The sequence below is a fragment of the Aeromonas sp. s7(2024) genome, assembly GCF_040907825.1.
Taxonomy (GTDB): Bacteria; Pseudomonadota; Gammaproteobacteria; order Enterobacterales; family Aeromonadaceae; genus Aeromonas; species Aeromonas veronii.
On record NZ_JBFOCM010000020.1, the window covers coordinates 1 to 25,747 of the forward strand.

The following is a 25,747-nucleotide window of genomic DNA, read 5'->3' on the forward strand; positions in this document are numbered from 1 at the left end:
GGCTCTGTCCCAATTACGTGTTGAAAGGCTAATCTTGAAGTAGGCCATCACCTTGAGGTCTACCATCATGGATACCCCAGCCTTTCAACACCTGTTGTCCCTTTTTCCCCAGTTAACCCTGCGCCAGCGCCGTGTTGCTCAGCAGGAGCTTACTGCACCCCACACCATTACCTCGCTCAATACTCAGTTACCGGCATGCAGTGGCTGCCCCCATTGTCAGGCCGATGTTACCCAGCTGGCGCCTTGGGGATGGAGTCGGGGACTGCGCCGCTACCGTTGCAAACTGTGTCTGCGCACCAGCACCGTTCTGACCAAGACGCCCTTGGCCAGATTGCGTAAAGCACAGTGCTGGGAAGACTACGCGCAAGCTCTCATCGAAGGACTGACTGTCCGCCAGGCCGCGCGGCGCTGTGGGGTCAGCAAAAACACCGCGTTCCTCTGGCGTCACCGATTCTTGCGCGCGATGGCAACCCATCAGGCCACCCGGGAAGAGGGCATTGTTGAGGTGGATGAGACCTTCTTCCTTGAATCGTTCAAGGGGCAGCGGGGACTGCCGCGTCCACCACGTCATCGCGGTGGTAAAGGTCGAACTCGTGGAACCGGGCCAGATTACATCCCGGTGATGGTGGTACAAGACCGTGCAGGCCACCATGCGGATTTCCAGTTGGAGAAAATAAATGCCGATACGGTCATCGCAGTGTTGAAGCCGTTGGTGTCACCGGATGCGGTGCTGTGTAGCGATGGGGCGGGTGTGTATGCCTGTTTCAGCAAGGAACAGGGTATAACCCATCAGGTGGTGCGCAATCGTCAAGGCGAACGGGTAGTCGGTGCGTATCACATCCAGCATGTGAACGGATATCACCATCGGTTGAAAGAGTGGATGGAGCGGTTCCATGGCGTGGCGACGCACTACCTGAAGAACTACTTGGGTTGGCGCCGGATGCTGGAGCGTTACGGAAAAGGCGTAAATATCAAAACATGTTTGCATGAGGCGCTGGGGCGCCCCATGCAACACGTAATTGGGACATAACCTTTTTATTGGCTCCTGTTTCTGTCAGGATAAGTTGCAAATCAAGGATATGATGCAAAGCGGCCCTGATCCAAATCAGGGCCGCTTCTCGCTTGGCGGGTTACTATCTCGCTCTCGTTTCGATCAAGGGTTTCACCTGTCTCATGCCGATGGATCTCTCTGGCCTGCTGCGCCGACTGCTGACCGATAGTCACATCTACTTCGCTCTCAAAGTGCTGCTGGCCATTCTCGGTCTGCTCGCCTTCACCCTGGCCACCGGCAATATCCAGCTCACCGTGCTGCTCTCTCTCGGGGTCGTGGCGGGCGCCATCGCCGAAACCGACGACAGCCTGTGGGGACGCCTCAAAAACCTCGCCATGACGCTGGTTTGCTTCATGTTCGCGTCCCTTTGCGTGCAGTATCTCTACCCCACCCCCTGGCTGTTTGCCATCGGGCTGGCCAGCTCCACCTTTATCTTCGTGATGGTGGGGGCGCTCGGTGCCCGCTACGCCACCATCAGCTTCGGCTCGCTGCTGATCGCCATCTACACCATGCTGGGAGCCGCCAAGGCGCCGGATCTCTTCTACCAACCGCTGGCCCTAGGCGCTGGCGCCCTCTGGTACGGACTGGTCTCGTTTATCTGGCTCTGGCTGCTGCCCTACAAGACCCTGCACGAGCAGCTGGCCCAGAGCTACTTCGCCCTTGGCCGCTACCTGCTGGAAAAATCCCGCTTCTTCCCGGCGGACGAGCACGGCGCCCAGGCCATTCGCCACAATCTGGCCCAGCTCAACATCAATCTGGTGAGCGCGCTGACCCTCACCAAATCGGCCCTCAATGCCCGCCTGAGCCGCCGCCATCCGGCGAGCCCCGAGCTTGCCAGTCTGCTGCGCCTCTATCTGCTGGCGCTGGAAATTCACGAGCGCGCCACCTCCAGCCACTACCCCTACAGCCGACTGGAAGCGGAGCTCAAGCAGGGCATCGTGCTGGAAGGATTTCAGGAGGTATTCCTGCAGCTCTCCGAGGCATGTCAGCGGCTCGGTTACGCCATTCTGGTGCACAAGCCCTACGCCCATAACAAGCGCATTCACTGGACGCTGGAGGCCCTCGGCGATCAGCTGGAGTTCACCAATCTCAAGCAGCACTACCCGAAAACCCTGCTGACGCCGATGAAGTTCCTGCGCCGCAATCTGGCCAGCATCAACCAGCTGCTGGGCAGCGCCGAAGTGTTGCAAAACCCCGAGCAACCAGAGCAGGAGCTGCCCACGCTGGCGCGCCCGCCCCGCCTGCCGCTGCTGGCCCAGCTCAAGCAGCACCTCACCTTGCACTCCATGGTGTTTCGCCATGCGCTGCGTTTGTCACTCGGGCTGGTGATCGGCTACGGCATACTGCAAGCCTTTGATCTGGAAAAGGGCTACTGGATTTTGCTGACCGTGCTGTTTGTCTGCCAGCCCAGCTACAGCGCCACCCGCCGCCGACTGGTGCAGCGGATGCTCGGCACCTTCGCTGGTATTCTGGTGGGTATTCCGGTGCTCTGGCTGTTCCCCGAGCTGCACGTCCAGCTGGTGGTGATGGGGCTGGCCGCCTTCCTCTTCTTTACTCAGGTACGCAACAACTACAGCGCCGCGGTCTGCTTTATCACCCTCTACGTGCTGATGGCGTTCAACCTGCTCGATGGCATCGGCTTTGCCATTCTGGGGCCGCGGCTGCTCGATACCCTGCTCGGCTGCCTGATCTCCTACGGGCTGGTGGCCTGGCTCTGGCCGGACTGGCAGTACAAGCGGCTGCCGACCCTGATCGCCAATTCGCTCTCGGCCAACGCCCGCTACCTATCGGCGGTGCTGGCAAGCCTCAAGCAGCAGCGGGACGAGTCCATCGACTATCGGGTGGCGCGCAAGAGCGCCCATCTGGCGGACAGCGAGCTGGCTACCGCCTGGCAGAGCATGCTGGTGGAGCCGCAAAAGCGCCGCCGCTTCCTCGATCTCTGCTTTACCCTCACCTGGCGCAACCACGCCCTGCTCTCCTACATCTCGGCGCTGGGGGCCCATCGCGACAAGCTGGAGGCCATCAGCGGGCTGGATGAGGTGCGCCACCACATCTGCCACACCCTGGAGCAGGCCGCCGGTCATCTGGCGGGCAACCCCTCCAGCTCCATCGGCGGTCAGTGTCCGGTGATAAGTCCGGACAGCAGCGAGGAGCAGCTGATGCTGACCCAGCAGCTCAACCTGATCAGCGAGCTGGCGGATCAGCTGCTGCATCTGGCCAACGAGAGTCGGTTGCTCACCGGGGATCAAGGCGCTACCATGCCCGCCCAATCCTGATAGCCCCATTAGCGAGGAGCCCTCATGTCTGCGTCCGAAAAACATCAGCTGGAATTCAACGGCCAACTCATCGAGACCGATGCCAAGGGCTATCTGCTCAACAGCAACGACTGGAGCGAGGAGCTGGCGCTGGTGCTGGCAGCGCAGGAGGGGATCACGCTTGAGGAGCCGCACTGGGAAGTGGTGCGCTTTGTGCGCGCCTTCTATCTGGAGTTCAACACCTCCCCCGCCATCCGCGCGCTGGTCAAGGCGATGGAAAAGCAGTACGGTCCCGAGAAGGGCAACAGCCGCTACCTCTACAAGCTGTTCCCGGAAGGGCCCGCCAAGCAGGCGACCAAGATTGGCGGCCTGCCCAAGCCGGTGAAGTGCATCTGATCCCATGCATCTCATCCCATAACAACGGGGGGCCGCAACTGCGGCCCCCCGTTGTGTTTGGTGCGCTATCTTCGCGCACCTCGAATTCATATCCCTCAGGCTGCCAGCCAGCCTACCCCCGCTTGTCAGCCAGCGCCACCAGCTGCTCCGCCAGCCGGTGGCCGTGCAGGTAGGAGGCGATCAGCTCGCTTTCCGCCTTGCCCGACTCAATCTGTTGATACCAGTGCTCCAGCATGGCGGCAAAGCCGCGCTGGGCCAGCACCGGCTGCCAGTCGCTGGGGCTAAGCATCTGCGCCTGCTTGTCGCGGGCGATGCTGCCGCGGGTGCAGTTCTCAAGGTGCAGGGAGAGGTTGTCGCCGTAGGCATCGATGCGCTCCTCGGTGATCCCGGCGCTGCGGTTCATGCTGCCGCTGATGGCGCGATCGCCGCTCTGCCAGCTGACGCTGACCCCGGCCAACAGGCTGCTGTCCTTCGTATCCGGTCGCAATACCGCATGAAAGTCGCCGCCCGGCACGCCGCCATAGAAGCAGAGACTGTCGAGCACATGGATAAAGTCATCGAACAGAAAATCCCGCGCCTTGCCCGGCAGGGCGAAGCGGTGCTTTTGCCAGTTGAGCTCGGTGAGCGGCTGGGCCCGCGCCTCGGCCATGGCGGGCAGATAGCGGCGGTTAAAGCCGGTAAAGAGGGGGCAATCTTGCGCGATGGCGAGGTTGGCCAGCCCCTCGGCCTCGGCCAGATTGTCGCACAGGGGCTTGTCGACAAAGGTGGGGATGCCTGCGCGCAGGCACTGCTCGGCAATCTGGCTGTGGACGGCGGTGGCGGCGTGGATCATCACGGCGTCGGGGCGGCTGGCCAGCATGGCTGCCACATCGGTAAAGCACTCGGCGATCCGGTACTGGCGGGCGAGTTTCTCCAGCACCGCCGGACTGCGGGTGCAGAGCAGCGGGGTGACCCGCTCGTCGCTCGCCAGCAGCGGCAGATAGGCTTTTTGGGCGATATCCCCCAGACCAATCATGGCAATGCGCATCTCAACTCCTTTTCACTCGATAACGGGACAAGCGGATAACTGCCCGCACCATCGCAGGATTTGTCCCGCAGATCCAGCCTGCCGTTAGCGCACTGGCTGGCATGTGCAGCTCTGTGCAAACGGCGATGTTATCTCGGCATGGCAAGATCGCTGACCGACTTGATCACCTCGGCCAGCCACTCGATGGCGAGATTGCCCTGGCTTTTGCGGTGTCTGCCGACCACCACCTCGAACGGCTGGGGCGCCCCGGCCAGCTCCAGCACACGAAAATCCCCAAGGGCGGCGATGGCCGACGGAATGCAGGCCGCCACGTCATTGACCGACATAAAGGCTTGCAGCGAGGTGTAACAGGGGAGCGTCGCCACCGCCGCGCTGGCAACCTGCTGCGGGCTCATCTGCCCTTCGAAATTGCCGACGCTGTTGGCTAACTGCACAAAGGGGATGGCCGCCAGATCCTGCGGGGCGTTGTCCGGAAGATATCGGGAGTCGCGGCGCAGCACGCAGCAGTAGTGATCCCGGCGCAGGGTGGCACGCAGCAACCCCGGGTCGAGATAGGCATCAAAACCAATCACCAGATCGACCTCGCCACTGGCCAGCGCCTCTAGATGCTGCTCGGCCTGAAAGTCCACCACATCGAGCCGGATGGAGGGCGCCTGAGTGCGCAGGGCGCTCGCCAGCCTTGGGATAATGGCGAGCTGGGCATATTCGTTGGCCATCACCCTGAAGGTGCGCTGGCTGCTGGCGGGATCGAAGGGGGTTGCCACAAAGACCCCGTCGATATCGGCCAGGATCTGCTCGAACTTGTCAGCCAGCTCGCAGGCGTAGTCGGTCGGCTGCAACCCGGCGCTCTGGCGGATAAACAGCTCGGCGGGAAAGAGGTCGCGCAGCTTTTTCAAATGGCTGCTCACCCCCTGCTGGGAGATCTCCAGCAACTCGGCCACCCGCGACACACTCTTGTATCTCACCAGCAGCACCAGCACCCTCATCTGCCTGATATCGATCTTCTCCACCCTTACCTCACCAATATAAGTTGTATCACATACAAACCACCCATGATTTACATTGTATCAGTGGCTATCTAACCTTGCAGCTCTTCCAGCAAAGCGAGGTTAACGATGAAAACTGTCATTATGATTGGTGCTCAGGGGAAAATGGGGCAAGCCGCCCTCAGTGGTCTGGGCAAGCACAAGGTCATTACCGCCAGCCGCTCCGGCGAGGGGTGTGATTTTCAGGTGGATATCACCAGCAGAGAGTCCATCGAGCGGCTCTACCAAAACGTGGGCTCCTTCGATGCAGTGGTCAATACCGCCGGCTATTGCGAATACGCCCCCTTTGGCGAGATGAGCGACGAGCAGTGGCAAACCACCATCCAGAGCAAGCTGATGGGGCAGATCAATCTGGTCAATATCGGCCTCAACTACATCAATCAGGGGGGCTCCTTCACCCTGATCTCCGGCATCCTCAATATCAAGCCGATCCCGCTGGCCATTGCCGATGCCACCACCAGCGGCGCCATCGATACCTTTGTCCAGTGCGTGGCCCACGAGCTGCCCCGCGGCATCCGCATCAATGTGGTCAATCCGACCGTGCTGGAAGAGGCGTGGGACGTATATGGCGAGATGATGCCGGGCTTCCAGCCGGTGCCGGGCGCTTTGGTCGGCAAGGCGTTTGAGCGCTCCGTCGATGGCTTTATTAGCGGCCAGGTGCTCTATGTCGATGCCTGATCCGGTTCAGGTGTGACCCAATGCCTTTGTAATTCTTTGTCGATGTTTTTCCTCTTCCCCGAAAGCTCTGCTCTCGGGGCTTTTTGCATAGAGGAACCGGAGTAGCGACAGAATATGATTTCATTTCGACGGCGGCACACAGATTTATGTCATCCGGGTCACTGTCAGAGCGGCCTCGTTTGGCTTACTATGGCGCTCTTGTCCCTGTTGCCGAGCAAAGGGACTATTTCAGCCATTTGCCGGAATGAATTACCGCTGACCAACGCCCTGTTTGGCCGCTGCTTATTGGCGCGGCCACTATTGCCTGTGCGCTATCGGCACTTATAAAACGCGTTATTTATGGATGTATAACGATGAAATCATCAATTGCACTCAAAGCCTTGTCGCCCTATATATTCGCAATATTGTCAGTTGGACTGATGTCCAGCGGATATCATGCGCTGCCGATCTATTGCGGCCTGGCCATTGTCGTCTATCCGGTGCTGGTTGCCATGATGGCGGACGAGTGGGAAAAACAGGGGCTGGTCTATCGCGAATCAACCCAGGTCGAGGTTGATGTCAATGTGCGCGGGATCCTGATCAAAGAGCAGAGACGGCATCTGGAGAATCTCTATTTTGTCTCGCCGGACGTGATGCAGACCAAACTCACCAGCCTCGCCCGCCTCAAACTGCTGCTCTGCGGCGCCATGTTTGCCGTGTCACTCTATGAACTCGCGCAGCAGGCCGAAGCACAATTTGCCCTGCACGCCGTCAATCAGATCGATATCAATCTGCTGGATATATGTGGCCTGATGATCGGCCTTGGTGGGGTGCTGTTTATCGGCCACTGCGCGAGAAAAAGCCTCTCCCTCTATGGAACCTGTCGCCATAAAAACTATCTGGTGCAGAGCCATAACGAACCCGGCGTCCAGCTCTATAGCGCAGCCATTTCTACCAAGGCGGCAAACCTGCAAGTGACCCATACCCGCATGTTCGATGCCTTATTGGCGTGGTATTGAGCAACCCTTAATTGGCAATCTTCAATCGACCTCCCCCCTTTGGATCAAGATGGCGGGGCAGGAGGTAAGACAATAAGGCCCCATCCCAAACGCGCTCACGGACCACTCTGCCGTGACAGGCGCAGTGGTTGGTTGAGCCTCTATTGCCCTCCCTATAACCATCCTCTGCCCCTCCCCTTGCTTACTGCTTTATCAGAAGTCATCTGCCTGTCATCTGGCTGACATCCCACGGTCATTTTCAAGCCATAGAGTTTTTCACTTATTTTTCATATGGATAGATAAGGAACATCATGACTTTCCCGCGCTCTTCTTATGTGGCTTTGGCCGTCTCGCTGGTCTTGCTTGGCGGCTGCCAGTCAGAGAACGAATCGTCTGCCGACAGCCAGGGCAAAACGGCCTATCAGTACAGCACCAAAGCGGTCTACAGCCCGCAGCAGCAGGCGGAGAGCTACGAGCCAGCGCCTCAGGGGTTCAGCCCGGTCTTTACCGAGATGGTGGCGCGCCACGGCTCGCGCTCCCTCTCCAGCCCGAAATATGACGTGCTGACCAAGCTGGTATGGGAAGAGGCGCAGCGTCAGGGGGCGCTCACTACCCTCGGGCAGGGGCTGGGAGGCAAGGTCGATCTGGTGACGGCCGCCAACCAGAAACTGGGCTATGGCCTGCTCTCGGCGCTGGGCAAGGAGGAGCACGCCAACCTCGCTACCCGGCTGGCGGCGCGGCTGCCGACCCTGCTCAACAGCAGCGAGCCCCACTGCATCAAGGTGGTCACCTCGGGCAAGGACAGGGCCAACGAAAGCGCCTTCTACTTTATGGAGAGCCTCAAGCGCGACGTGAACTATGTCAGCGACTCGGCGCAGTGCTACCTCACGCAGGATGACCCCTCGAAGATCGACAAAAAGCTGGTCAACAAGTTAGAGCTTTACTTCCACAAGACCACGCCCGAGGGGGATTACGCCCGCTACCTGCCCGCCTATGAGAGCTACCAGCGCTTTATCGGCGACGAAGATGCCGCAATCGCCCCGGCCCCCGAGCTGGCAAGGGCGCTGGATCAGCTTAAAAACCTGAGCAAGACCAAAGAGATGGCCCGCAGCATGCTGGAGCGTATCTACAGTAAGGGGTTTGTCGACTATCTGGCGGGCGGCGTCGAGTTTGTCGCCGTCAACCCGGAGGATGGCGGCATGACCTATGTGCGCGACGAAGTGGATGCCGCCCTGATGCTCTACAACCTCTTTATCATCGGCCCCGGCATGATCCGCGAAGCGCAGGCACAGGGCAGCGAACCCTGGGCGCTGGAGCAGTTCCTGACCCCGGAAGAGTCTGCCTGGTTCTCCTACCTCTCCGATGCGGAAGATTTCTACGAAAAGGGGCCGAGCTTTGCCAACCAGAGCGCCCCCTACGCCATTGCCCAGCCGCTGCTCGACGGCCTGTTTGGCGAGGTGCAACGTCAGGTAGTGGAGGGTGAGCAGAGCCGACGGGCCACCCTGCGCTTTGCCCACGCCGAAGCCATTATCCCCCTCGCCGCCCTGATGAAGCTGGAAGGGAGCCGTCAGGGGGCCAGCGCGGATCAGCTGTTCAGCCAGCAGAACAACGAGTGGCGCGGCGGCTGGGTCTCCCCCTATACCGCCAATATTCAGTGGGATATCTACCAGAACGGGCAGCGGCAGGTGCTGGTCAAGATGCTCTACAACGAAAAGGAGACCGCCTTTAAAACGGGCTGCCAGCCCTACCGGAGCGGCAGCCACTACTACGACTTCGAGGAGCTCAAACGCTGCTACGGCTATAACGGCTAACCCTTCGCGCGCCGGATATGGCAATCACCAGGGGCGACCAGCAGGTCGCCCCAATTCACACCCCTTCCCTGTTTGCCAAAGCGGGATATGGTTATAAAGCCGCCTTCCGGCTCCATTTGCTGATCCAGTTCAAAAAACGATTAATTTCTGATAGTTAAGTCATTTTAAGGCTAACCCTGACAGTTTCGTTTGGCTTACCATGGTCATTCAGAACCTGTTGAACTGCGATAGGTTACTGCCAGCGCGGGTCAAGGGAGCATATTGGAAGCTGTAATCCACGGGCGCATAGATTTTTATTGACTTACGCTTTCACTAGAAATGATGAATGTCCCTGACTTCTTATTTTATAACATCAATTACTAGTCACAATAATCTAATACAGGCAAAAAAATGGGAAAATATCATAACGATCAGCCTATTCATGGTGGTTGCAATGATCCAGACGTGTTAAATAGGGCTGATTTTGCTAACAATCTTGCAAGCATATTATTATTAAATCACGGAGAAAGCAGCCTGACTGTTTCTCTAGAAGGTGAGTGGGGGTCTGGGAAAACATCCGTAATAAACCTTGTTAAAGGTGCCCTAAATGAGAAAGAAAGCTTCCCAATAATCGTGGAATACAATCCATGGCTAGCAGGAAAACCAGAGTCTTTAATTCAGGATTTTTTATTACAATTTTCTGCCCAGTTAAATATTAGAGATGCATCAGAGGATGCATTAAACGCAGCCAAAGAACTGATTGCATATTCTAGCCTATTCAGCGTTGCCAAACTGGTACCAGGAGCTGAACCTTGGGCATCAATAATTGAGAATGTTTTTTCAAGGTTTGGTAATGCGACAAAAAAGATTGCAGAACTTAAAAAACTTGATTTAATTGGCAAAAAAAATAGTGTCATCAAAGCAATTTCAAACATAAATAGACCTATTATTGTTATAATCGATGATATTGATCGGTTAACACCTGTTGAAACATTTCAAGTTCTTCGGTTAGTCAAAGCTGCCGCAGATTTCCCAAACACATCATTTTTATTAGCATTTGACCCTAACTATCTGACTTCTGTGCTAGATAAAAATGATATAATAAACTCTCGCGAATATATAAATAAAATAATTCAACTCAGAGTCCCCCTTCCTGTAATATCTGAAACAGGAATGAATAAGTTAGCGAATTTTGAACTGGAAAATCTCAATCAGATAAACCTAACTCAACACTTCGAACAAGACCAAGAGAGGCTTAGTTGGATTTACCACATGTATTTCAAACACCTCGTTAAAAACCCACGGGAGCTAAAACGGTGCTTTAATCATTTACGATTTATATTGGAACAGATTGAAGGCCAAGTATGCTTTTCAGATTTATTTTCATTATCTATTATTGCAACTAAAGCAAATTCTATTTATGAGCATATAAAGTGTACTCCTGAAGCATACATAGGAAAGAGATTTGAAAACGATGGATTGATGATTGAGAAAGCAAGTGATGTAGTGAAAAAATTTGAAGGCGATAGGAATGATTTACTTGGAAAATTTAATTCAAGTACTCGAGCCCTGATATCTGGACTAATAAGCGATATATTCCCTTTACTAAATAGTAATGGATATTCACATTATAGTGTTTCAGACGGAGATGCGGCCGGAAGAGTATCATCCCCACAACGATTATATGTAGCTTTCCATTATAAAACCCCTATAGGGCATATCTCCGACAAAAATATACTAGAATTTATAAATGGAGAGGTTGATAGGATAAACTTCATTAATGAATTACTAAAGGAAGATGCAGATGAACGCTTCTTTGAAATGATGACCAATTACTCATCAAGATGCAAAGAAAATAGCTTTGATATTCTAACCAGCATTTATGATTGCTTTTTAAATTCAGATAAATTAAAGGTAGCCCTTGAGAGTAATTATGGCTTCCAGTCAAAGGACATTTATAGACAGATAAATTGGCTTACAAATAAAATCATATCTGATTACGATGATAAATACTCACTAATAAAAAGAATTATCGAACGAGAAAGTAGTGCTCCATTAGGTGGGGATTTACTGTATGAGGTTAGAGGGCAATACCATGGCGAGTATAATGAAACCAAATGGGTTAATGAAACTGAACTAAAAGAATTGGAAGAGATCTTTCAATCTGTCGCTATTCATGCACTCTCAAATAAAACTTTTATTAAAAGTCACTTGGAGTCCCACATTTTCTTTGAACTAAAAAGATCCTCTAAATTAAAAGCAGCTCATTATATAATTGATGTTCTAAATTCTGATGGTGGCATTGTTAGAGTTGCAGAGATCATTGGACATTCAGGTACTGATTCTTCTAACGGCCCTTTTGTACAGATTACAAAAGATGACCTTCATGATATTGTCAATCTAGATAAATTAAAAGAACATGCACGAAAGGTGAATTTGGAAACTCAACCAATCCATATTCAAGCTGTCATAAAAAGTATTTTAGAGGGGAAAAAGTACTATTTGAGAGACGGTAGTTTGGGAGGGCGATGGTGACAAGAAAAGCTACGACCATAAAATTAACTATTTGAATGCCTCTCGAACAAAAGGCGACCACCCGGTCGCCTTTTTATTTCTATCGCTTTCCAATCAGGAAATATTACCGTGCCGGTCGCTTGGCACCATTCCCTTTAGCCGCAGGCTTGCCGCCTTGAGTGGCGGGTTTGGCGCCCGGCTTGGCAGAGCCAGCGCGGGTCGGCGCTTTGCCCTTATGGGCAGGTTTTCCGGCAGGTTTGCTCTTACCCGCATTCTGGCCAGCATTCTTGCCTTCGCCCTGTGCGGCCGGTTTGCCGTTAGCCACGCCTTTGTGCAGCTGGGAACCCACCGGTTTGCCACCGGTCGGCTTGTTGCCTGTGCCATTACCACGCTGGTGACTGATGTTGCTGTGACGGGTCAGGGCCGGTTTCAGACCCTTGCCACTGGCAGCGCGCTCGTTGCGCCCTTCTGGCGGCACCAGACAGCCGGGGCCATTGCCAATCAGGTGGCCCTTGCCCATGGCGAGCAGGGCTTCGCGGATCATCGGCCAGCCAGCGGGGTCGTGGTAGCGCAGCAGCGCCTTATGCAGGCGGCGACGGCGCTCGCCCTTGGCGACAAACACATCGCCACCGGTACGGCTCACCTTGTTTAACGGGTTTTTCTCCGTGTAATACATGGTGGTGGCGTTGGCGAGCGGCGACGGGTAGAAGTTCTGCACCTGATCGAGCTTGAAGCGGTTCTCTTTGACCCAGAGCGCCAGATTGATCATGTCTTCATCGGTGGTGCCCGGGTGGGCGGAGATAAAGTAGGGGATCAGGTACTGCTGCTTGCCCGCCTCTTTGGAGTATTTGTCGAACAGCTCCTTGAACTGGTAGTAGCTGCCCATGCCCGGCTTCATCATCTTGGAGAGCGGCCCCTCCTCGGTGTGTTCCGGCGCGATCTTGAGGTAGCCGCCGACGTGGTACTTGGCCAGCTCCTTGATATAGCGGGGATCTTCCACCGCGATGTCGTAACGCACGCCGGAGGCGATGAGGATCTTCTTGATCCCCTTGAGGTCGCGCGCCTTGCGATAGAGGTTGATGGTCGGGCTGTGGTCGGTGTCCATGTGCGGGCAGATGGTGGGCCAGACACAGGAGGCACGACGGCAGGTCTGCTCGGCCTTGGGGCTCTTGCAGCGCAGCTTGTACATGTTGGCGGTAGGGCCGCCCAGATCCGAGATGACGCCGGTAAAGCCCGGCACCTTGTCGCGGATATCTTCGATTTCTTTGAGGATCGACTCTTCAGAGCGGCTCTGGATGATGCGCCCTTCGTGCTCGGTGATGGAGCAGAAGGAGCAGCCGCCAAAGCAGCCGCGCATGATGTTGACCGAGGTCTTGATCATCTCGAAGGCGGGGATCTTCTCGTTGCCATAGGCCGGGTGCGGCACCCGCTGGTAGGGCAGGCCGAATACGCCGTCCATCTCCTCGGTTTCCAGCGGGAAGGCGGGCGGGTTGACCCAGACGATGCGATCGCCGTGAGCCTGCGACAGGGCGCGGGCACAGCCGGGGTTGGTCTCGTGGTGCAGAATGCGCGAGGCGTGGGCGTAGAGCACCTTGTCCTCTTTCACCCTCTCGAACGCCGGCAGCTTCACATAGGTTTTTTCCCACGGCTTGGGCTTGGGCGGCTGCACCAGCACAGGCTGGGCTTCCTGCGCGGCAGGTGCCGATTCGGTGGCATCGTCCGAGCATGGGGCCCCTTCCATATAGGGGTTCATGATGGGATCGATGCGGCCAATCTGGTCGAGCTTGCTCGAATCCACCCCTTTCCAGCCCGGCAGCGGCTCCTTGCGGATGACGGCAGTGCCGCGAATATCCTGCATGGTGTCGATGCTCTCCCCCGCCGCAATACGGTGGGCCACTTCCACCAGCGGCCGCTCGGCGTTGCCGTAGATGAGGATATCGGCCTTGGCATCGAGCAGGATGGAGCGGCGGATGGTCTCGGACCAGTAGTCGTAGTGGGCGATGCGGCGCAGGGATGCCTCGATGCCGCCGATAACGACGGGCACCTCTTTGAAGGCCTCCTTGCAGCGCTGGGTATAGACCAGAGTGGCGCGATCCGGCCGCTTGCCGCCCACATCCCCCGGGGTGTAGGCGTCGTCGTGGCGCAGCTTTTTGTCGGAGGTGTAGCGGTTGATCATGGAGTCCATGTTGCCCGCGGTGACCCCGAAGAAGAGGTTCGGTTTGCCCAGACGCATAAAGTCATCCTTCGATGACCAGTCCGGCTGGGCGATGATGCCGACCCGAAAGCCCTGCGCCTCCAGCATGCGACCGATGACCGCCATGCCGAAACTCGGGTGATCCACGTAGGCATCCCCCGTCACCAGAATGACGTCGCAGCTGTCCCAACCGAGCTTGTCCATCTCTTTGCGGGACATGGGCAGGAAGGGCGCCGTGCCGTAGCACTCGGCCCAATAGCGGGGATAGGAGAAAAGGTTGGGTACCGGCTGCATTTTGAACACCTGGAAAAATTCGGGTCGCGCATTATACCGGTTGCGGCCAAGGGGAGCGATGGCTTTTTGTCCCTATAGATCCCGCGGAATAGGCCGCCGCCCGCAATAGCAAGGGCGCCCGCAGGCGCCCTTGTGATGATGAGGCTGATAACCGGCCCCCGTCAGGATTGAGGTCAGAGCGCCGGAGGTTGTGACTCCCCTGCCCCCTTGGCGGCCAGCGCTTCGTCTACTTGCTGATCCCGCGCCCCTGTCATGCCAGCGTGGCGGGCGATCAGATGGTAGATGGCGGGCACCACCAGCAGGGTGACCAGGGTTGCCAACGACAGTCCGAAGAAGACCACTGTCCCCACCGCCATCCGGCTCTCGTAGCCTGCCCCCATGGAGAGCATCAGCGGCACAGCGCCGATAATAGCGGTGAGCGAAGTCATCAGGATAGGGCGCAAGCGGCGCACCGAGCCTTTGATTATCGCCTCCTCGAACCCTTCCCCCCGCTGGCGCAGCTGGTTGATGAACTCGACGATGAGGATGCCGTTCTTGGTCACCATGCCGATCAGCATGATCATCCCGATCTGGCTGTAGATGCTCATCTCCTGCCCCGTCAGCCAGAGGCCAAGCAGGCCGCCGAAGATGCCGAGTGGCACCGTCATCATCACCACCGCCGGGGTCAGGGTGCTCTCGAACTGGGCCACCAGCACCAGATAGACCACCAGCAGGGCGAGGCCAAAGACCAGCACCATCTCCCCCTGATTGTCGCGGTAATCCTTGGAATCACCGGCGTAATCCACCGTCATGCCGGTGGGCAGGTTGGCGTTGGCCCAGCCATCGAGGAAATCGAGGGCCTCACCCAGGGTGTGGTCGGGGTGCACGTCGGCGGTCAGGGAGATCGCCTTTTGCCGCTGGTAGTGGTTGAGGCGGTTGGCGGTCGCCACCTGCTTGACGGTGGCCTGGGTCGAGAGACTGACCATCTCGCCATTAGCGGCTTTTAGATAGATGCGACCGAGATCCGAGATGCCGTTGAACTCGGTCTGGTTGCCGCGCAGGTAGACGTCATACTCCTCGCCCCTGTCCACATAAGTGGTCTTGCTCGCCCCGCCCAGCAGGGTCTGCAAGCTGTTGGCCACGGTGGAGACCGGAATGCCGAGCTGGCTGGCGCTGTCGCGATTGATGGTCACCTGCAGCTCGGGGGTCTTCTCGGCGTAGTCGAGATCCGGGCTCAGCATCAGGCCGCTGCCCTGCGCCGCCTGTTGCAGCGCCAACCCTTGCTGGTAGAGCTCGGCATAGTCGTTACCCTGCAGCACGAACTGCACCGGTGCGGTGGAGCCACCCCGGAAACCGGGCTGGAAGGTGCGGATCATCACGTCGGGAATGCCGGAGAGCTTGGCACCCAGCGAGCGGGAGAACTCGGTGGCGGTGACGTCGCGCTCGGCCCAGTCGGTGAGCTGGATGATCACCATACCGGTCTGATCGCCGCCACGGCCAAAGGCAGGGGTGCTGAAGCTCAGCGCCTGCACCACCCCTTTGCCCAGCATCGGCATGATGGCGGACTCCACCTGCTGCATGTTGCGCTTCATCCGCTCGATGCTGGTCCCCTCTGCCCCCTTGACGAAGACATAGATGACGCCGCGATCCTCGGTCGGGGTAAGGCTGGTCGGCAACTGGGTAAACAGGGCCCCGATGCCGCCAAGGCAGAGCAGCAGCACCAGCGGCGTCCAGCGGGAACGACGCAGCACCAACGCCAGCAGGTGACGATAGTGTCCCTCCAGCCAGCCGAGCCCGCGATCGAGCCCGGCGGTGAGTCGGTTCGGTTTATCCAGCGGGCGCATCAACCAGGAGCCCATGGCCGGAGTCAGGGTCAGCGCCACCAGCGAGGAGCAGAGCACCGCCAAGGAGAGCAATATCGCAAACTCAGTAAAGAGCCGCCCCACCATGCCATCCATAAAGGCGATGGGGACAAACACCATCACCAGCACAGCGGTGGTGGCGATGACCGCAAAGCCCACCTCGCGGGTACCGTGCCAGGCGGCCAGCAGCGGCGGTTCACCCCGCTGCAGATGGTGGTGGATGTTCTCCACCACCACGATGGCATCATCCACCACCAGGCCGATGGCGAGAATAAGGGCAAGCAAGGTGATGAGGTTGATGGAAAAGCCGAAATACCAGGCGCCGATAAAGGCGGAGATGAGCGACACCGGCACCGTAATGGCCGGAATAAGGGTGGTGCGCCCCTGCCCGAGGAACAGATAGAGCACCGCCACCACCAGCACGGCGCAGATGGCCAAGGTCTCGTACACCTCGTCGATGGCCTGCTTGATAAAGATGGTGGAGTCGTAATCCACCTCGAGCTTGGCCCCCTCCGGCAGGAAGCGCTGCATCTCGCCAAGCTTCTTCTCAATTCCCTGCGCCACCGCCAGCGGGTTGGCGGTGGACTGGGCGACGATGCCGATACCCAGACTCTCTTTGCCGTTGCGCTGATAGGCGCTGTCTTCGTTCTTGGCTCCCACCTCCACGTCGGCGATATCGGCCAGATAGACGCTCTGGCCGTTGGCGGCTGTGGTGACTTGCAGTTGCTGGAAATCTTCCGCTGTGTGGTAGAGACGGGCGATCTGCACCGCCATGGTCATGGAGTTGTTGCGGATCTCCCCCCCCGGCAGCTCGATATTCTCGCGCTTGAGGGCATCTTCCACATCGCTCACCGTGATGCCACGGGCGGCCATGTCGGCAGGGCGCAGCCGCACATACATCACCTGGGTGAGATCGCCGGAGAGCGCCACTTCGCTCACCCCGTCCACCAGACTCAGGGGGTCGACCAGCACCCGGTTGGCGTAGTCGGTCATGGCGGTGCGATCCATCTGGCTGCTGCTGAAGTTGAGCCAGATCGCCACATCGCCGTTGCCGCTGTCCTTGGTCACCAGCGGCTCGTCCACATCATCGGGCAGCCGTGGCCGCGCGCGGGAGAGAGCATCGCGCACATCGGAGATCCCCTCCACCATGTTCCAGCCGAGCTTGAACTCGACGGTGATCATCGAGCGCCCCTTGCGGGTCATGGAGTTGATGTTCTTGATGCCGCTGATGCCGGAGAGCTGATCCTCGATGGGCTTGGTGACCTGACTGTCCATCACCGAGGGGGCCGCCCCCTCATAGGTGGTGGTGATGGAGACCGACGGGATCTGCACGTCCGGCATCTCCCGCACCGTCAATTTGCTGAAGGCGACCAGACCGAACACGGTCAGCAGGGCGCTGAGCACCACCGCCACCAGCGGGCGGCGAACTGAGATATCGGAGAGCCACATCAGCCGTTCACCTCGGCCAGATCACGCACCTGCACGCCATCACGCAGATTGACCAGCCCCTCGACCACGATGCGGTCGCCGACCTTCAGCCCCTCGGTGACCCAGACGGTCTCCCCCTCGGTCTCGCCAAGCACCACAGGCACCCGCTTGACCCGGCCATCGGCCTCGAGACGGTAAACAAAGCGCTGCTCACCGGCGTACTCCACCGACTGGGCGGGGATCAGGGTGAGCTGCTGGGCCGGCAGTGCCAGCTCCACATTGAGCAGCATGCCCGGGCGCAACTGGCCGTTGCCATTGGGGATCATCACCCGCGCCTTGATGTTCTGGGTATCGTTGGAGACGCGGCTGTCGAGGGTGGTCAGAGTGCCGCTGAATTGCTGATCCGGCCAGGCGGTACTGGTGGCGGTGACCGCCATGCCCGGCCGCAGCAGGGAGAGGTAACGCTCCGGCACCGCCAGATCGAGGCGCAGTTTATCGAGTTCATCGAGATGCAGCAGGGTATCGCCGCTGTTGACCAGCGCCCCTTCACTCAGATCAATCAGGCTCACGGTACCGGCAAAGGGCGCCTGCAAGGTACGCAGGGAGAGCTCGTAGCGGGCGGCATCGAGGCGAGCCTGCACCTGGGCCACGGTGGCCTCCTGCCCCTCCAGCTCGGATTGGGTCACGGCGCCACGGGCCACCAGCTTGCGCATATCACTCAGCTTGCGGTTCTCGTCGCGCAGACTGGCGCTCTGCTCGGCCAGCTCCGCCTGCTGCTTGCCCGCATCCAGCGCGATCAGGGTCTCCCCCTTCGCCACGCTCTGGCCAGATTGCACCGCAATTTTGACGATGCGGCCGGTCACTTCGGGGCTGATGATGACGGAGCGATTGGCTGCCAGCTTGCCCACCAGCTTGAGGGTCGGCTCGGCCAGACTCTGTTTGACGGTTTGAGTGCGGATATTGACCTGTCTGGTCGGTGCTTTGGCGGCGGGTTCGCTGTGACGCAGCGCCCAGACGCCGGCAACCACGATTAGAAGAAGGCCCAAGCCGAGCCAGATACGCATTTTCATCGAACAGTCCATGAAGAGTGAGAGGGTAAATCCAGATTGGGGCCATTTTAGCCCCAGACTATGCCGTGACTATGTATAAATGTGACAAAACGTAACAAGAGCGGGATAAGCTCACTCTGTTTCAGGTCGCGCCGTTTGTTTTCACGCCACATCGCATACACTAACGACAATTTCCTTCGCAACCCGACTGACTGCCTATGCCCAAAATGTCTGACCACCGCTTTCTCACACGCCTGACCTGGCTCCTGTTCGCCGTGGTCATCCTGCTGATTGGTCTGACCTTGCGGCAAAGCCTGAAACAGATAGAACGCCTCTACCAGAGCGATACCCTCAACAGCGCCATCTACCTGCGGGATCGTTTCAAACAGACCGAAGTGTTTCTGGAGGCGATGCGCGGTCAGGCCGAAGAGCGACTGCGCAGCGACCCCCAGTCGGTGCTCACCCGCCAGCTCTATGGCCATATCGAGGCGCTGCCAGAGGGGCTGGCCCTCGACAAGCTCCCTGGGGATTTACCAGCCGGACTGGCGGGCAACCTCACCGGTGACGGCCCGCTGCCGCCCCCCGGCAGTGCGCGGGAGGCGCAACTTCATTTGGCCCTGAGCCTCTCGCCCTTGCTGGCCACTGCCAGCCAGCGCCTTGGCAGCGAGATCGCCTGGGCCTACTTCACCGGCGTGGACAACTTTATCTACCTCTATCCCTGGATCCCCTCCAGCCAGTTTCGCTTTGCCCGCAGCATCTATGACAAGCACTACTGGCAGGATGCGCTGATGTCACCCAACCCCAGCCGGGACACCATTCTCTCCCGCCCCTACGAAGATTTTGCCGGACTGGGCACCATGGTCACCATGTCCCAGCCTCTCTACAAGGACGGCTCGCTGGTAGGGATGATCAGCATGGACATCCTGCTCTCACGCTTGCAATCGCAGCTCAATCAGCTGGCACCGGCGCTGGGTGAGTATCTGCTGCTCAATCAGTACCATCAGGTGCTGGCCAGCAGCGAGCGCCAACCCGTGGTGCCGCAAGACCCCGAGCCGACCGACGAATACCAGTGGCAACAAGGGGCATTGCAGCTGACCATGGCAATCCCAGATACCCCGTTGCGACTGGTGCACAACGTCACCCTGCTGCCGCTGGTGTGGGCCATGCTCTGCCAGTCCGCGCCGACCCTGCTCGCCATTCTCTTTATGCTGCTGGCCGCCCTCTCCAACCTGAGATCCCATCGCCTCAACCAGCGGCTCAATTATCTCTCCTGCCACGATGCCCTCACCGGCGCCTTCAACCGCCACTATCTGGTGCTGCTGGAACAGGCGGGCGACCTGGCCCGGCTGCAAGCGGGGATCCTGATGTTCGATGCGGATCACTTCAAACGGGTCAATGACAACTTCGGCCATGCCGTAGGCGATATCGTGCTGATCCGGCTGGTGCAGATCTGCCAGCAGCAGCTTAGACCCACAGATCGTCTGATCCGCTGGGGGGGGCGAGGAGTTTCTGCTGCTGATTGGCCGCGCAGATGCAACGCAGCTCGGCGAGCTGGCGGAGCGGCTGAGAAAGGCGGTGGCGGATCACGACTGGGCCACCATCGAACCCGGGCTGGAGGTCACCATCAGCCTCGGCTATCTGCCCCACCAGGAGAACCTTCCCCTGCACGAAGCGGTGCGCCGCGCCGATGTGGCGCTCTATCAGGCCAAGGCCAACGGTCGCAACCGCAGCGAAAGATGGCAGGGTGACGCCTCCTGACTCTCGGAGTAAGCTGACCCCTCAACCCCTTTTTGGAGGACTGTCGTGCCACGTAAACCCCGCGTAGGGCTCGCTCTCGGGAGCGGCGCCGCCAGAGGATGGGCCCATATCGGCGTCATCCGCGCCCTTGAACGTCTCGGCATCAAACCGGATTTGATCGCTGGCTGCTCCATCGGCAGCTTTGTCGGTGCCGCCTATGCTGCCGGAGAACTGGATCGGCTGGAAACCTGGGTGCGCGGCTTTACCCGCCTGCAGGTGGTCAGCCTGCTCGACCCGGCCCTCTCCGGCGGTCTGTTTCGCGGCGAAAAGGTGTTTGGCCTTGCCGCCAGCCATCTGGGGGATCCCGATCTCGAGAATCTGCCCATTCCCTTCGCCTGCATCGCCACCGAACTCGATACCGGCCGCGAGATCTGGCTGCAACAGGGCCCACTGCGCCAGTCGGTGCGCGCCTCGTGCGGCATGCCGGGGATCCTCACCCCGACCCGGATCAACGACCGCTGGCTGGTCGATGGCGCCGTGGTCAATCCGGTGCCCATCTCGCTGGCCCGCGCCATGGGTGCCGAGGTGGTGATTGCGGTCAACCTCAACACCGATATGCACCAACCCTGGACCGACGAGCCGGATCAACCCGGCAGCGGCGGCCTGCTCAGCCAGTGGCTCAATCGCGGTGAATCCGCGCCAGCCACCCCGGGTCTGTGGAGCGTGATGAGTGGCTCCATCAACATCATGCAGGAGCGGATCACCCGCGCCCGGATGGCCGGTGACCCGCCGGAGATCCAGCTCTGCCCGCGCCTTGGCAGCTTCTCCATCATGGATTTTCATCGCGCCAGCGACGCCATCAACGAGGGGGAAGCCTGTGTCGAGCGCAATCTCGATCAGCTCAAGGATGAACTGGGCCGCCTCGGGTTGCTGGGCAGTTAGTTGTCGACATGCTGTGGTTTACACATGAAAAAAGCGCCATTCGGCGCTTTTTTTTCAACTCACTTACCCGGTCACTCCTTACGGTAGAAGAGCAACCCGAGCAGAATCACCCCCACAGAGACCAGCAGATAGAGCCCCAGACTGGGATTGGTGATACCGCCATACAGAATGATGAGCGCGCCCAGGGTGGCACAGGTCGGGATCACAAACCGCTTTATCCAGCCCAACTCGGTAAAGGTGCGCATGTACCAGACATAGAGGAACAGATAGAGGCCATAAATCAGCACGATCGGCATCTCGTCCAGGGCGATGTAACGACCGAATGTCTCGTTGATGCTGCAGTACCACAGCACTGAGTAGATCACCGACAACAAGGCTGCCGCGAGGGCCGAGTTGATTGGCATGTGGTGATGCGGTTCGATACGGCTCATCCACTTGGGGGCAGGCCCCTGATTGCGGATCGCCAGCGAGTAGGGAATGCGCATGGTCGCCAACACCAGACCATTGAGGGTGCCGAGGCAGGAGATAATCACGAACACGGTCAAAATGGTCGAGGCAGTCCCGCCAAACAGGCTGGTTGTCGCGAGATTTACCGCGTTATCCCCTTGCGCCACTATCTCGTCCGTCGGCAAGACGCTGGCGATCCCCAGAAAATAGGTGACATAGACCACAAAGACTATCAGGGTGCCAATCACCAGCGCTCTGGGCAGATTCTTCTTGGAATCGCGAATTTCGCTGTTGATGGTCACGGCGGCGATCCACCCCTCATAAGCGAAGGCGGTGGCAACCACAGCCGTGGCCAGAGTGCCTCCGGTGCTTCCTATCCCATCCATTGCCTGTACAAAGTTGGTCACGGTGACACCATTGAGCAAGCCTGAAATGGTGCCCACAATGGCAACCAGGATCAGCGGGATCAACTTGATCAGGGTAGAGCCCACTTGCAGCTTGCCCGCCAGGACCGGGGTATAGAAGTTGATCAGATAGGTGACCGTCATATAGACAGCCGCCAGTATCCAGGTCGCACCAGAGTTGGTCGGATTATCACTGCCGAGCAAGATCATGGTGTACAGAGCGGCGACCCAGGCAAGGATGGCAGAAAGAGGGGCGTAATAGAGTACGCCTTTGAACCACCCCACCAGATAACCAAACATTTTGCCGTATGCCGCTTCGGCATAATCGACGATACCGTTGGACTTTTCGATCCGCTGGGCAAACTCGGCAAACACCAGCGCGCCGAAGATCATCGAAAATGCCCCCAGCGCCCATGCCAGCAGCGCAATGGCCAGATTACCGCCAGTCAGACGCAGTACATCATCGGCCTTGAAGAAGACACCGGAGCCGATCACCACGCCGACCACCATCGCAATGGCAGTCATCAGGCCATAGCGTTTATCCAACTCATTACTGCTCATACCCATACTCCATACGATTGCTCATATCATCCTGAATGTAATAGTGTTCAGGTGGCCAGATACCACCAGGGCCCACTTTTCGGGGCCGCTTATTCTCGTTGGCCTGCATGGACAATTCAAAGCGTGTTAGATCAAAATATCGATCGGCAACCCAAAAAAATACCGCCCGAAGGCGGCATTTCTATTCACATCGATGATCACGCCTTGGCGAGGTCATCCGGGCCAATCTGGCCGATTTCGGCGACTTTCTTGTCTGCCAGCAGCCAGAGGGTGAACTTGTGCAGATCCGGGTGGTGCGCCAGGGCAACCAGGAAGGCGCCCCCAACTTCACGGTAACCCAGCTCGTAGTTTTTCAGCGTGGTGGGAGGAACACCCAGCAAATCTGCAAACTTCGGACGGCTCAAACCGACCGCTTCACGGATCTGACGGATCTTCTTGCCAACAGTGACGATATTTGAATTCATAATGTTCCATACTCCGTTTGGCGGATTTACTCCGCCTTTTATTTTTCGCGACGACTCGTAGTCAAGTGTATCAGTTTTGTTCGGACTCGTTATGGTCGAGCCTCTATCTTATGAGCGCCTTTCGGCGACAACCCTTGCCTTCAAGGGGGGATGGTAATCGCTCAGCCGCCTCAGGTAAACAGTCTCGAAAAGAAACCTTTATTGTGGCCCCCCCAATAACTCGTATAATCCGCCGGATACCCATTAAGAGGAATAAGTATGGCGTTTCCCGGCATTATCTCTCGCCTGCACCCCGTATCCAGCACAGAAGAACTGGCACGACAGCGCCTGCAAGGTGAACAATATCGTGCCGAAGCATTCTGGCTTCCGGCCTTGATGTCCAGCCACGCCAGCGAGCTGCTGGCCGCCCTGCCGGAGAGCTGCAGCCTGTTTCTTGAACAGGCATGCCCGGACCTGGCCTTGCGCAGCCACGACGGCACCCTGCATAACAATGAGCAGCTCGTCACGGTAAATGGTCAGGCGATTGCGCTGGCAACCACCCAAGGTGATGGTGGTCTGGTGCCCGAATCGGGCATGTGCGAGATGGCCGACTGGCTGGAGGCGGGACACCGTCATTTCATCTGTTCAGCTGCGGTTCAGCCTGTGGCTCGCGCCATCCTCAACATCTGGCCCCTTGACCCCTATCTGGCCCGACATTTCTTGATGACATTTACCCCCTTGCTGCAGAGCGCAACCCAGGCAGATTACCTTGCGGTCTTTGCCGCCAGAGCGAATCCTGCCAACCCGCATAGCGACTGGGTTCAGGCCTATATGAAGCTGGAAAAGAAACTGCACAGGGCCTATCTGGATCACTAATTAATCTGGATAAACAGCCAGTTAAGGGCACGACACAATTTGCCACAAGGCTCATTTGTGAGCTTGATCATGTTTTAAAATCGGCATAGAGTGCGCCTCGTCATCGGAATGACATCAGTTGCCTGGCAGTGGTTTCTCACGCATTGCGTGCCATGCCAGCGCACTCGACACACCAGGAGAGTGTGCAACCCGGTTATACCGGGTCATCTGCCAGACTCGACGCCAGCCGTACGGCGGAGCCTGCAGCTTACATAAATTACAAAGTGTGAAGCACGTGAATAACGTGCGATCTCAACGAGGATTTTTTTATGATGAAAATGGCTCCTTCCATGATCGCCATCGCCATGGCTGCTCTGGGTGCTACCGCTGCTCACGCCGCTGACGACATCTACTTCGGTGCCGGTGTCGGTGCTGCTCACTTCAATGGTCTGAACAAGATCGATGGCGGCGGTTACGCTGGTACTGAAGATGCAGCTGCAGCCAACGCCTTCGTTGGTTACAACTTCACCGAAAACTTCGGTACCGAATTCGGTTACCAGTATGCCGGTCGTGGCAACACCGAAGGTCTGCGTTACGAAAACCAGGGTGCCACCCTGTCCGGTATCGCTCGTATGCCGGTTGGCAACGACTTCTCCCTGTTCGCTGAAGGCGGCGCCTACTGGGCTCACACCGACGGTCTGGGCATCAGCGACACTAAAGTTTCCCCGCTGGCCGGTGCTGGTGTGACTTACAAAGTAAGTGACGCGCTGGATCTGCAAGCTCGCTACCGCTACATGTGGGACGTGGCTGACCTGAACGTTGACGGCACCCATTACAAGTCCAACCAGAGCGTTGCTACTCTGGAAGCGGTATACCACCCGTTCCGTACTTCCTACGTAGCTCCGGTAGCTGCTCCGGTAGTTGAAGAAGCTCCGGCTCCTGCTCCGCAAGTTGTAGAGAAGAACTTCGCCCTGAACTCAGACGTGCTGTTTGCCTTCGGCAAAGACACCCTGAAGCCGGAAGGCGTTGCAGCCCTGAACGGCCTGTATCAGCAAATCGTTGAGTTCCAGCCGAAAGATGGCAACGCTGTTGTTGTTGGTTACACCGACCGTATCGGTTCCGACGCTTACAACCAGAAGCTGTCTGAAGCCCGTGCCCGTACCGTTGCCAACTTCCTGGTGAGCAAAGGTATGGCTGCCAGCAAAGTTGCCATCGAAGGTCGTGGCGAAGCCAACCCGGTTACCGGCACCAAGTGCAACGGCGTAACTGCTAAAGCTCAGCTGATCTCCTGCCTGGCTCCGGATCGTCGCGTAGAAGTTCGCGTATCTGGCGTACAAGAAGTTCAGCAATAATCTGACCTCGTTCAGATAGTGCGAAAAAAAGGGATGCTGCGGCATCCCTTTTTGTTTGTCTTGTCCCGTCCTGAATATGGTTTACACCTTTCGCCCCAATAAATGGAGAACCCGATGGGACAAGGTGTGAAACGGACACAGCGCGATTACTCGCTGGCTTTTAAATTGGCACTGGTCGAGCAGATTGAAAAAGGCGAGCTCACCTACAAACAGGCTCAGGTGCGTTATGGCATTCAGGGCCGCTCCACCGTTCTGCTATGGTTGCGTAAACATGGTCGGCAAGATTGGAGCCAGGGGGCTTCTGTGCGTGCCGGCAGGAGCATCACCATGCCTGACCCCGACAACCAGACGCCCGAGCAGCGTATCAAGGAACTCGAGCAACAGCTGGCGCTGATGAGCCAGAAAGCCCAGTTCTTCGAGGCCGTCGTCGATGTACTGAAGAATGACTACGGCGTCTCCATCGTAA

The 25,747-nt window shown here is 57.8% G+C and carries 17 protein-coding genes and 2 pseudogenes; 12 read left to right on the forward strand and 7 right to left on the reverse strand.

What is annotated here, in order from left to right; genetic code table 11:
* The first annotated feature begins 67 nt into the window (after positions 1 to 67).
* The 3 genes from AB5Y73_RS08540 to AB5Y73_RS08550 all read left to right on the forward strand — a co-directional run bounded on the left by AB5Y73_RS08540 (position 68) and on the right by AB5Y73_RS08550 (position 3,702).
* A complete protein-coding gene (locus AB5Y73_RS08540) occupies positions 68 to 1,030 on the forward strand; it encodes an IS1595 family transposase (protein ID WP_279499216.1) in 963 nt (320 codons plus the stop codon).
* A gap of 143 nt (positions 1,031 to 1,173) precedes the next feature.
* On the forward strand, positions 1,174 to 3,327 hold the full coding sequence (gene yccS, locus AB5Y73_RS08545; RefSeq protein WP_107684248.1) for a YccS family putative transporter: 2,154 nt from the start codon (positions 1,174 to 1,176) through the stop codon (positions 3,325 to 3,327).
* 24 nt (positions 3,328 to 3,351) lie between these two features.
* A complete protein-coding gene (locus tag AB5Y73_RS08550) occupies positions 3,352 to 3,702 on the forward strand; it encodes a TusE/DsrC/DsvC family sulfur relay protein (protein ID WP_019446869.1) in 351 nt (116 codons plus the stop codon).
* A 112-nt stretch (positions 3,703 to 3,814) separates the two neighbouring features.
* Here the strand turns inward: AB5Y73_RS08550 and AB5Y73_RS08555 are convergent, their stop codons facing one another.
* A complete protein-coding gene (locus tag AB5Y73_RS08555; RefSeq protein WP_107684249.1) occupies positions 3,815 to 4,729 on the reverse strand; it encodes a Gfo/Idh/MocA family protein in 915 nt (304 codons plus the stop codon).
* A gap of 128 nt (positions 4,730 to 4,857) precedes the next feature.
* The gene (locus tag AB5Y73_RS08560) at positions 4,858 to 5,739 is read right to left on the reverse strand and encodes a LysR family transcriptional regulator (RefSeq protein WP_107684250.1); all 882 of its coding nucleotides are present in this window, start codon (positions 5,737 to 5,739) and stop codon (positions 4,858 to 4,860) included.
* A gap of 105 nt (positions 5,740 to 5,844) precedes the next feature.
* On the opposite strand from AB5Y73_RS08560, the gene AB5Y73_RS08565 reads away from it, so the two are divergent.
* The 4 genes from AB5Y73_RS08565 (at position 5,845) to AB5Y73_RS08580 (ending at position 11,755) form a co-directional block, all read left to right on the forward strand.
* Positions 5,845 to 6,453 (forward strand): short chain dehydrogenase, encoded by a 609-nt coding sequence (locus AB5Y73_RS08565; RefSeq protein ID WP_107684251.1) that lies wholly within the window; start codon positions 5,845 to 5,847, stop codon positions 6,451 to 6,453.
* A 419-nt stretch (positions 6,454 to 6,872) separates the two neighbouring features.
* Complete coding sequence (locus AB5Y73_RS08570; protein WP_235655539.1) at positions 6,873 to 7,451, forward strand: hypothetical protein; 579 nt, start codon at positions 6,873 to 6,875, stop codon at positions 7,449 to 7,451.
* Between the two features lie 290 nt (positions 7,452 to 7,741).
* A complete protein-coding gene (locus AB5Y73_RS08575) occupies positions 7,742 to 9,241 on the forward strand; it encodes a histidine-type phosphatase (protein ID WP_107684253.1) in 1,500 nt (499 codons plus the stop codon).
* Between the two features lie 390 nt (positions 9,242 to 9,631).
* Complete coding sequence (locus AB5Y73_RS08580; RefSeq protein WP_181497516.1) at positions 9,632 to 11,755, forward strand: P-loop NTPase fold protein; 2,124 nt, start codon at positions 9,632 to 9,634, stop codon at positions 11,753 to 11,755.
* Positions 11,756 to 11,858: 103 nt separating this feature from the next.
* On the opposite strand, the gene AB5Y73_RS08585 is transcribed toward AB5Y73_RS08580, so the two are convergent.
* The 3 genes from AB5Y73_RS08585 to AB5Y73_RS08595 form a co-directional block, all read right to left on the reverse strand.
* Entirely contained in the window at positions 11,859 to 14,222 is a 2,364-nt protein-coding gene (locus AB5Y73_RS08585; protein ID WP_107684254.1) for a YgiQ family radical SAM protein, read from the reverse strand.
* Between the two features lie 173 nt (positions 14,223 to 14,395).
* Entirely contained in the window at positions 14,396 to 17,512 is a 3,117-nt protein-coding gene (locus tag AB5Y73_RS08590; RefSeq protein ID WP_181497517.1) for an efflux RND transporter permease subunit, read from the reverse strand.
* Positions 17,512 to 18,561, reverse strand: a complete 1,050-nt coding sequence (locus AB5Y73_RS08595) for an efflux RND transporter periplasmic adaptor subunit (protein ID WP_162895393.1) — start codon at positions 18,559 to 18,561, stop codon at positions 17,512 to 17,514. Before AB5Y73_RS08595 ends, AB5Y73_RS08590 begins: the two co-directional genes overlap by 1 nt.
* A 197-nt stretch (positions 18,562 to 18,758) precedes the next feature.
* Here AB5Y73_RS08595 and AB5Y73_RS08600 point away from each other — a divergent pair.
* Both AB5Y73_RS08600 and AB5Y73_RS08605 read left to right on the forward strand, forming a co-directional pair.
* Positions 18,759 to 20,298, forward strand: a pseudogene (locus AB5Y73_RS08600) (diguanylate cyclase).
* Between the two features lie 45 nt (positions 20,299 to 20,343).
* Positions 20,344 to 21,219, forward strand: coding sequence for a patatin-like phospholipase family protein (locus tag AB5Y73_RS08605; protein WP_005338362.1), 876 nt, complete (start codon positions 20,344 to 20,346; stop codon positions 21,217 to 21,219).
* A 71-nt stretch (positions 21,220 to 21,290) separates the two neighbouring features.
* Here the strand turns inward: AB5Y73_RS08605 and AB5Y73_RS08610 are convergent, their stop codons facing one another.
* Both AB5Y73_RS08610 and AB5Y73_RS08615 read right to left on the reverse strand, forming a co-directional pair.
* Positions 21,291 to 22,631 (reverse strand): APC family permease, encoded by a 1,341-nt coding sequence (locus tag AB5Y73_RS08610; RefSeq protein WP_005338365.1) that lies wholly within the window; start codon positions 22,629 to 22,631, stop codon positions 21,291 to 21,293.
* A 197-nt stretch (positions 22,632 to 22,828) separates the two neighbouring features.
* A complete protein-coding gene (locus AB5Y73_RS08615; protein ID WP_005338367.1) occupies positions 22,829 to 23,095 on the reverse strand; it encodes a DNA-binding transcriptional regulator in 267 nt (88 codons plus the stop codon).
* A gap of 258 nt (positions 23,096 to 23,353) precedes the next feature.
* On the opposite strand from AB5Y73_RS08615, the gene AB5Y73_RS08620 reads away from it, so the two are divergent.
* The 3 genes and pseudogenes from AB5Y73_RS08620 to AB5Y73_RS08630 form a co-directional block, all read left to right on the forward strand.
* Positions 23,354 to 23,950 carry a hypothetical protein gene (locus AB5Y73_RS08620; protein WP_058057378.1) on the forward strand — a complete coding sequence of 199 codons (597 nt, stop codon included), beginning with the start codon at positions 23,354 to 23,356 and terminating at the stop codon, positions 23,948 to 23,950.
* Between the two features lie 308 nt (positions 23,951 to 24,258).
* Positions 24,259 to 25,281, forward strand: a complete 1,023-nt coding sequence (locus tag AB5Y73_RS08625; RefSeq protein WP_041202285.1) for a porin OmpA — start codon at positions 24,259 to 24,261, stop codon at positions 25,279 to 25,281.
* Positions 25,282 to 25,395: 114 nt separating this feature from the next.
* Positions 25,396 to 25,747 (forward strand): annotated as a pseudogene (locus AB5Y73_RS08630) (IS3 family transposase); the annotation flags it as partial.